1 protein-coding gene is annotated in these 764 nt (G+C 55.4%); it reads right to left on the reverse strand.

What is annotated here, in order from left to right:
- Positions 1-764 (reverse strand): flagellin (locus FHI25_RS20480; protein WP_282597612.1); only part of this gene is annotated, 764 nt, incomplete at both ends.

A 764-nucleotide genomic window follows, 5' to 3' on the forward strand; every position in this document is an offset into this window, starting at 1 on the left:
ACACCGGACTGAACCAGGATCTGTTTTGAGGTGAAGGCCGTCATTTCGGCTGCCACATCAAGGTCCATCAGGGTTGAGCGAGCTGATTCAGTGTTTTCCTGCGTGGAAGCAAGGTTCTGTCCAGCAAAGTCCAACCGGTTCTGGGAGGTACCGATTGCGGCACGTGCACGCTGCAGGTCATCAATCGCACGGGTGACAACTTCAACAGCATTTTGTGCGCCAGCAGCAGTATCAATCGCGTTGGCGCCAAGGTCCTCAAGCGAGGTTTCCGAACCAGAAGACCCGGTACCGAGCGTGTCGGCATCAACCGAGCTCAGGTCAATCGACAAGCGGTCGTTTGCCGTGTTGCCGCCGCCAACCTGGAATTCGATGCTGGTGGCAAGCTGCTGACCGTTATCTGCAGCCATGTTAACAACGTTCGCCGAGGAGTCGTTACCGGCAACGCCGTTGAACGTGGTGTCAGAGCCAAAGTTCGACGCACCAGTGTTGTCTGCGGCAATTGACGATACAGATGCCGAGAAGTTGGTGTTCACCGTGAAGCTCAGCCCAAGCTCATCGAAGTTCAGGGTCGCATTTTCACCAGCCCCAATTGCGGTGGTGCCGCCCGAAGCATAGTCCGTTACGTCGATCGACTGCGAACGGTTGTCGCCATCAACAGTGGCATTCACCGTCATGATGACCTGGCCACCGGCAGCGTAATCGATATCAACTTCAAAGTTGTTATCGGTGATGTCGCTATCGGTATCGGTCGCCCAGTAGTTGTT

This window comes from Thalassospira sp. ER-Se-21-Dark, from assembly GCF_017922435.1.
Classification (GTDB): domain Bacteria; phylum Pseudomonadota; class Alphaproteobacteria; order Rhodospirillales; family Thalassospiraceae; genus Thalassospira.